5 protein-coding genes are annotated in these 7,931 nt (G+C 72.9%); 2 read left to right on the top strand and 3 right to left on the bottom strand.

Annotation, left to right across the window (positions count from 1 at the left end):
- Positions 1–139: 139 nt before the first annotated feature.
- The gene (locus CCN56_RS23295; protein ID WP_218779440.1) at positions 140–2,971 is read left to right on the top strand and encodes a choice-of-anchor D domain-containing protein; all 2,832 of its coding nucleotides are present in this window, start codon (positions 140–142) and stop codon (positions 2,969–2,971) included.
- A 60-nt stretch (positions 2,972–3,031) separates the two neighbouring features.
- On the top strand, positions 3,032–4,369 hold the full coding sequence (locus tag CCN56_RS23300; protein ID WP_086829676.1) for a hypothetical protein: 1,338 nt from the start codon (positions 3,032–3,034) through the stop codon (positions 4,367–4,369).
- Between the two features lie 40 nt (positions 4,370–4,409).
- Here CCN56_RS23300 and surE read toward each other — a convergent pair whose 3' ends face one another.
- The 3 genes from surE to CCN56_RS23315 all read right to left on the bottom strand — a co-directional run.
- Complete coding sequence (gene surE, locus CCN56_RS23305; RefSeq protein WP_086829678.1) at positions 4,410–5,486, bottom strand: 5'/3'-nucleotidase SurE; 1,077 nt, start codon at positions 5,484–5,486, stop codon at positions 4,410–4,412.
- Positions 5,487–5,629: 143 nt separating this feature from the next.
- Positions 5,630–6,883, bottom strand: a complete 1,254-nt coding sequence (locus CCN56_RS23310) for an MFS transporter (protein WP_086829680.1) — start codon at positions 6,881–6,883, stop codon at positions 5,630–5,632.
- An 85-nt stretch (positions 6,884–6,968) separates the two neighbouring features.
- On the bottom strand, positions 6,969–7,931 hold a 963-nt coding region (locus CCN56_RS23315; RefSeq protein ID WP_086829682.1), incomplete at its 5' end, for an FAD-binding oxidoreductase.

Genomic DNA, 7,931 nt, shown 5'->3' on the forward strand with positions numbered 1-7,931 from the left:
CCGCACCACCGACTCCGCGAGCTGCCCCGGCGGCCGGTTGCCGGGACCCGGCGCGGGGGAGACCCCGTTGCCCGTCGAGAACAGGATCCGTCCCGGACCGTCCGAGACCAGACCGCCCCCGCTCATCCAGATCCCCGCCATGCCGTTCGCGGAGTCGGTGGTGCGGCTCGGGGTGAACAGCGACGGCACGATGTCGGCGCAGGACTTCTTCAGTCCCTCCGACGCGTCGGTGCTCGACCTGAACGACACGGACCTGGGCTCGGGCGGCCCGGTCGCCCTCCCGGAGCCGACCTTCGGGACCAGCCAGTATCCGCGGCTCCTCGTCCAGATCGGCAAGGACGGGCGGCTGTTCCTGCTGAACCGCGACGACCTCGGCGGCCGGAGCCAGGGCTCCGGCGGCACCGACAAGGTGCTCGGCACCTTCGGTCCGTACGAGGGCGTCTGGGGGCATCCCGCGGTGTACGGCGGGCAGGGCGGTTACGTGTACACCATCGGCTCCCGCGGGCCGCTGCGGGCGTTCGCGTACGGGCTCAGCGGCTCGGGCATGCCGGTCCTCGCCAACACGGGCAGCAGCACCCAGTCGTTCGGCTACACCTCGGGGTCGCCGGTGGTGACGTCGACGGGGACGAACGCGGGTTCGGCACTGGTGTGGGCCGTCGCGTCGGACGGGGCGAACGGCGCCAACGGGCAGCTGCGCGCGTACGACGCGGTGCCCGTGAACGGGGCGCTGCGGCTGCGCTGGTCGGCGCCGATCGGCACGGCCTCGAAGTTCTCGGTCCCGGTCACGAACGGCGGGCGGGTCTACGTGGGGACGCGGGACGGGCACGTGATGGCCTTCGGCCGTCCCGCCAACGCGGCGCTCACGGGTGGGCCGGTGGACGCGGGCCAGGTCGCGGTGGGCTCGACGGGGACCGTGACGGCCACCGTCACGGCGACCCGGGACGTGACGATCACCGGGGTGAGCACACCGGCGGGCAGTGCGTTCTCGGCGTCCTCCACGGGGCTGCCCCGGACGCTGCGGGCCGGTGAGACCCACACCACGCAGGTGTCGTTCTCGCCGACCGCGCCCGGTCCCGACACCTCGTCCCTGACTTTCGCCACCGACCTGGGCGACAGCTCCCTCGGCCTCACCGGGTACGGGACCCGGCCCGGCCTCGTCGCTTCCCCGGCCGCGCTCGACTTCGGGACGGTCCCCACGACGTCGCGGAAGACGCTCGGCGTGACGTTCACCAACACGGGGACGGCCGACGAGACGATCTCCTCGGTCTCCCTGCCCGGAAGCCCGTTCACCGCCTCCGACCCGCCGGCCGCCGGCACGGTCGTCCCGCCGAGGCAGTCCGTCACCGTGCAGGTGGCGTACGCGCCGACGGCCGCCGGCCAGAACACGGGGACGCTCGCCGTCACCGGGACGAACGGTACGGTTTCCGTCGCCCTGAGCGGCACCGCCGTGACCGGCCGGGCGCAGCTCACCCTCACGCCCACCTCGACGGACTTCGGACAGGTGCGGGTCGGCGAGTCCGTGACGAAGACCTTCGACATCAGCAACACCGGCAACATCCCCCTCACCATCACCAAGGCGAAGGCTCCGGCAGCCCCCTTCCAGGTCACCAATCCGATCAGTGAGGGCCAGGTCCTCGGCCCGGAGGACGTCGTCCACCAGGCCGTCACCTTCTCCCCCACGTCCATCGGTGCGGTGACGGCCGCGTACGAGCTGACCGCCGACGACGGAACCGGCTCCCACGGCGAGACGCTGACCGGGTCCGGCACCGCAGGGACCACGGTCACCGTCCCCACGCCCGGCGCGGGCGGCTGGAAGCTGAACGGTGCCACGCGGATCTCCGGCAACGACCTCCAGCTGACGCAGGCGAGCACCTCCCAGCGGGGCTCCGCGGTCTGGCCCGTACCGGTGCTGACGGACGGTCTGAAGGCCTCGTTCACCACGGTGATCGGCGGCGGCACCGGCGGCGACGGCCTCACGTTCTCGCTCCTCGACCCGGCGAGGACCACGCCTTCCGCGCTCGGCGGCGTCGGCGGCGGCCTCGGCTACGCCGGCCTCCCGGGCGTGGCGGTCGCCTTCGACACGTACAAGAACCCGAGCGATCCGTCCGCCAACTACGTCGGCATCGCCACCGGGGGCACCACGTCGGGCCTCACCTACGCGTCGACGACGACGAGCGTGCCGAACCTGCGGTCGGGAACCCACGCGGTGTCCGTCACGGTCGCCGGCAAGACCGTCACGGTCTCCGTGGACGGCACGCAGCGGCTGCGGACCACCGTCGCCTCGCTCCCCCCGACCGCCCTGCTCGCCTTCACCGGCGGAACGGGCGGCGTGACCGACATCCACGCCGTACGGGGCGCGTCGATCACCGCCTCCTCGTACGCCGTGCCGCCGCCGGGCCCCAACGGCTGGAAGTACAACGGCAGCGCCGCCCTGTCGGGCACCAGCCTCGTCCTGACCCCGGCCCAGGCGTACCTGAAGGGCTCGGCGCTCCAGGCCACCGCCGTCCCCTCCGCCCGTCTGCGGGCCCGCTTCACGGCCACCCTCTCGGGCGGCACCGGTGGCGACGGAATGGCGCTGCTGCTCCTCGACTCGACCCGTGCGACGACCGCCTCCCTCGGCGACGGGGGCGGCGGGCTCGGCTTCGGCGGTCTGCCCGGGGTGGCGGTCACCCTGGACACCCACCTCAACGCCGGTGACCCGTCGTCGAACTTCGTGGGCGTCGCCACCGGCGGCTCGGCCTCCACCCTCCGGTACGCGGCCACCTCGTCGGCCGTCCCCGCGCTGCGTACCGGCAGCCATGTGATCGACGTCAACAGGACCGCCGCAGGACGCCTCATCGTCCTGGTCGACGGCGTTCAGGTCATCGACGTGGCGGTGGCGCTGCCCGGCAACGTCCTGGTCGGATTCTCCGGCGCCACCGGCGGATTGACGGATCGTCACGCGGTCACGGGAGTCCGGATCGGTTACTGAGGTACCCTGCTCGCCGCTCGGAGCACGTACCGATCTCCTCAGAAGAAGCGAGTGGTGGCGATGACCGAACTGAGCCGGACATACGTGGACGCGTGCCTGCGCGGGGACGGCGGGCTCGCGACGGCCGTCGCGCGGGCCGAGCTGCCTCCGGCCTTCGAGGAGGCCTGGCGCCCGCACCTGCTGCCCCGGCCCTGGTTCGTACGGGCCTCGGAGACGGCCGCGTTCGCCCGCGACCTGGAGGGACTCTTCGACCTCCTCCTGTCGCTGCCGGAGCGGCTCTTCGACGGGGACGTCGAGCGGTACGCGGCGGAGATCGGGCTCGAACCGGCGCTCACCGCGCTGCTCCGCCGGGCCGGGTCGGGCGTCCCCGCCAAACTGGGCCGCGCCGACGCGTACCACGACGGCACCGGGTTCAAGCTCCTGGAGTTCAACCTCGGCAGCGAGGTCGGCGGCCTCGACATGGACGTCTTCGACCAGGCGCTGCTGCGGGTCCCCGAGTTCGCCGGCTTCGCGCGCGAGCACGGCCTCGGCCATGTGGACATCGCCGCGCGGATGGCCGCCGTCCTGCGCGACCGGGCCCGCCCCGCCCTGTCCGGCTCCACGGAACCGGTGATCGGTCTGATCGAGGGGCGCGGCGGTGTCGGCCCGTACGGACGGCTGATGCGCGCCACCCAGGAGGCGATGGCCGAGCAGGGCCTCGATCTGAGGATCGGCGAGATCGGCGACATACGCGCGCGTGCCGACGGAAAACTCACCCTGGACGGCACCCCGCTCGACCTCGTGCTCCGGAACTTCGCGGCGAGCCAGCTGCTCGACGACCCGGAGGGCCCGGAGGTGGCGGAGCCGTTCTTCCGCGCCCACGAGGCGGGCAGGACCGTGCTGTTCACGTCGCTCGAGAGCGGCCTCTACTCCCACAAGAGCGCCCTCGCCCTCCTCTCCGACCCGCGCCGGGCCGATGCCTTCGACGCCGCCGAGCGGGCCCTGGTCGAGCGGGTCCTGCCGTGGAGCCGGGCACTGCGCGCCTCCGGGCCCACCGAGCTCGTCGGGCTCTGCCGGGAGCGGCGGGAGCGGCTCATCCTCAAGCCAGGGGCCGGATACGGCGGCCTGGACACCTTCGTCGGCTGGGAGTGCACCGACGCCGAGTGGGCGAAGGCCCTGGACCTCGCGGTCGAGCGCGGCGGCTACGTGGCGCAGGAACGGGTCGTGCCGCACCCGGAGCCCGTGTACGACCCGGCGACCGGGACCGTGGACGACTGGATCGCGGCCCTGGGCTTCTTCCTCACCGACGAGGGCTACGCGGGCGCGCACGCGCGCGTGAACCGCGCCGACGGCGGCGCGATCGTCGGAATGAGCAGCAACCCGGACACCCGCATGGCCGGGGTGTTCACCCACCCGTGAGGGCCGGCGCGGCGGGAGGCGCTCCCGGCTCCTGGAGGGGTCAGTCTCGGGGGGCGTCGTGTTCGACGTACCGGCGGATCCCGCGCAGCGTCTCGGGGTGCGGTTCCTTCACGCCGTAGGTGCGGTCGGCGGTCACCGGTGCCACGGCGATCCGGCCGTCGCGGAACAGAGCGGTGGAGTCGGCGTCCTCCACGGTCTCGGTGCACGGATCGCCCGGCGTCTCCTCGCAGAGGCCGAGGCCGATCGCGAAGGAGTCCTCGCCGGTCTGCTCGTAGGCGTGCCAGACGACCTGGCCATGGCCGACGCGCGTCCAGACCGGGGCCCCGGCCCGCTGCCCGGCGCTGACGTCGGGATAGTCGACCTTGAGGGCGAACTCATGGGTGAGCAGGCCGCGTTGCCTGAGCCCCGCGACGAAGCGGGCGCCGAACTCGGCGTTGGCGCGGTAGTTGATCCGGGGGAAGGTCGTGTTCGTCTCGTCGCCGGAGGAGGAGAAGGCGATCGCGGGGACGTCCTGGTCGATGGCGGCCACGGCGGCGCCCACCGTCCCGGAGTCGTTGACCTGGGCGGAGACGTTGGGTCCCGAGTTGATGCCGGTGAGGACCAGGTCGGGGGCCTCGGACCAGCCCGCCTTGGCCTTCAGGCCCGCGCGGAGGGCGAGTTTGACGGTGTCGGCGGGGGTGGCGGAAGGGGAGTCCTTGGTGCAGGGGCCGTCGGCGAGACAGACGCCGTAGACCGGGCCTCCCGAGGGGGCCTGGGCGCAGTCGTCCTCGTAGCCGGCGGGCAGGGCGGTGCGGCGCTGGGCGGTGAGGACGCCGCCGTTGGTGACGGCGGTGCCCTTGCCGGACTGGACCTGCCAGGGCGCCATGACGACGACGTCGGCGCCGGCGGCGCACATCGCGCGACGGAGCTCGTACAGGCCGAGGCCGTCGGAGTTGCTCGCCTTCGCCGCCTGCATCGAGTCGTCGTTGGAGATCAGGATCCGCATCCCGGCGAGCGGGCGGGGGCCGGTGGTGCCGCCGGGCGTGGTGGCGTACGCGGTGACTCCCGCGGCGGCGAGCAGTACGGCCCCCGCGGACGCGAGTGCGAGTCTTCGCGTGGTCGGCTTCATCGACGACATGGGTGTGTTCCCTTCGGTGGGGAGGGGTGCCGGGCGGCGCTCCGTCAGGTCGCGCCGCCCGGCGTCGCGGCTCCGGGAGGGCCGCGAGTCAAGGGGGGAGGTGGATCCGGTGGGTCTGGTGGATCCAGTGGGTCCCTGCGGGCTCAGCGGACCGACTTGACCGGGATGACCGCCGCGGCCCCGGCCAGGGTGATGAGGGCGGCCGTGAGGTAGAGACCGTCGTAGCCGATCGCGCCGACGAGCGCCGAGGCCAGGAACGGGGCGAGGATCTGCGGGCCGGCGTTGGCGATGTTGAGGACGCCCATGTCGCGGGCCGCGTCGTCGGCGCTGGGCAGGACCAGGGTGACCAGTGCGGTGTCCACGGCCATGTAGCAGCCGAAGGCGAGGCCCATGACGACCGTGAAGACCAGCATGCCGGTCCAGTCGGGCTCGACGACCGGGACGAGCATCGCGATGCCGCACAGGGCGCAGGAGAGGGCGACCAGGGGCTTGCGGCGGCCCATGCGGTCGGAGAGCAGTCCGCCGAGGACGGTGGCGAGCAGGGTGACGCCGGCGTCGATCGGGGCGAGGAAGGCGACGGCCTCCTCGGGGTCGAGTCCTTCGGGGAGGGCGATGTGGTCCTGGAGGACGTACATCTGGAAGAGGGAGACGGAGAAGAAGCCGAGCATCATCAGGAAGCGGCCGATGAAGACCCAGCGGAAGTCGGCCGACTTCATGGTGTCCGCGAAGGCGGCCAACTGCTTGCGCAGCGGCACCGGTTCGCCCGCCGGTCGCCTCCGCTCCCGGACGACGGCGGTGAAGAGGACGGCCGCGCCGGCGATCACCGCGCCGAACACCAGGTGGCCGAGGGCGATGTCGGAAGGGACGAACAGGGCGGCGGTGGAGATGCCGACGGCGGAGCCGATCGGGGTGCCGATGCCGACCATCGCCGAGGCCAGGCCCCGGCGTTCGACGGGGACGCGGTCGGGGACGACGGCGGTGAGGGCGGCCTGGTAGACGTTCATCGCCGCCTGGACGAGGCACCAGCCGATGGTGACGAGCAGGACCGACCGGGCGGCGCCCAGGAGCGCGAGGGCGCCGAGGGCCGCCAGACCGCCGCACAGGATCCAGGGGTTGCGCCGTCCGGAGCGGTCGGAGAGCAGGCCCGCCATCGGGTTGAACAGGGTCGCGAAGATCGCGGCGACGCCGGAGACGAGACCGAAGTTGGCGACCTTGTCGGCCGGGTCGAGCAGCTCGACCTGGACCGGCAGGAGGACCGCACCGATGCCCATGTAAAGCATGTACATGGCGGCGTTGGCCACCGTGAGCATGGGCATCAGGCGCCACAGGGCGCCTCGGCCGGCGGCCTGCGGCTCCGACTCCGCCGGGGGCGCCGGCCGGACTCCGGATGCGTTCATGTCGTTCTCCTCGGCCGCGGCCCCCGGGAGGCGGGGCGTGCGACGGGTCATGCGTGAGCGGGCGGGTGGTGCGGTGTGGTGCGGGTCAGCTGTCGAAGCCGAGACCGAAGCGGTCGAGGGTGCGCAGCCAGAGGTTGCGGCGTCCCTCGTTCAGGTCGGCGCGTGCCATGGACCACTTGGTGATGTTGATGCCGATGGAGCGGACGGGCTCGGGCGGGAAGGGCAGTGGCTTGCGGCGTACGAGTTCCAGGCGGGTGCGCTCGGTCGACTCGCCCGCGAGCAGGTCGAGCATCACGTCGGCGCCGAAGCGCGTGGCGCCGACGCCGAGGCCGGTGTAGCCGGCGGCGTAGGCGACCTTGCCGTGGTGACTCGTGTCAATGAATACGCAGAAGCGGGTACTGGTGTCAATGGCTCCGCCCCAGGCGTGACTGAACCGAACTCCTTCCAACTGCGGGAACGTCGTGAAGAAGTGCTCGGCGAGCTTCGCGTACGTCTCGGGCCGGCGGTCGTGCTCGGCACGGACGGGACCGCCGTGGTAGACGGCGTCGTAACCGCCCCAGAGGATGCGGTCGTCGGCGGAGAGCCGCACGTAGTGGAACTGGTTGGCACAGTCCGCGAAGCCCTGGCGGCGCTTCCAACCGACGGAGGCGAGCTGCTCCTCGGTGAGCGGCTCGGTCATCAGCGCGTAGTCGTACACGGGGACGGTGTACGGGCGGTGGCGCCGGAGCAGGGACGGGTAGGCGTTGGTGGCGAGCGCGACGCGGCGGGCGGTGATCCGGCCGTAGGGGGTGCCGACGGCGACGACGGCGCCGTGTTCGGCGAGCGAGGTCGCGGGGGTGTGTTCGTGGATGCGGACGCCGAGGTCGAGGCAGGCCTGCTTGAGGCCCCAGGCGAGGCGGGCCGGGTTGACCATGGCGACGTCGTCCCGGTTCCAGAGGCCGCCGAGGAAGGTCGGGGAGTCGATCTCGGCGCGTACCGCGTCGGCGTCGAGGAGGAGGGGCTCGCCTCCGTAGCGGGCGGCGGCTTCGGCCTCCTCGGCGAGGCCGTC

The organism is Streptomyces sp. NRRL B-24572 (genome assembly GCF_002156145.1).
GTDB classification, from domain to species: Bacteria; Actinomycetota; Actinomycetes; order Streptomycetales; family Streptomycetaceae; genus Streptomyces; species Streptomyces vietnamensis.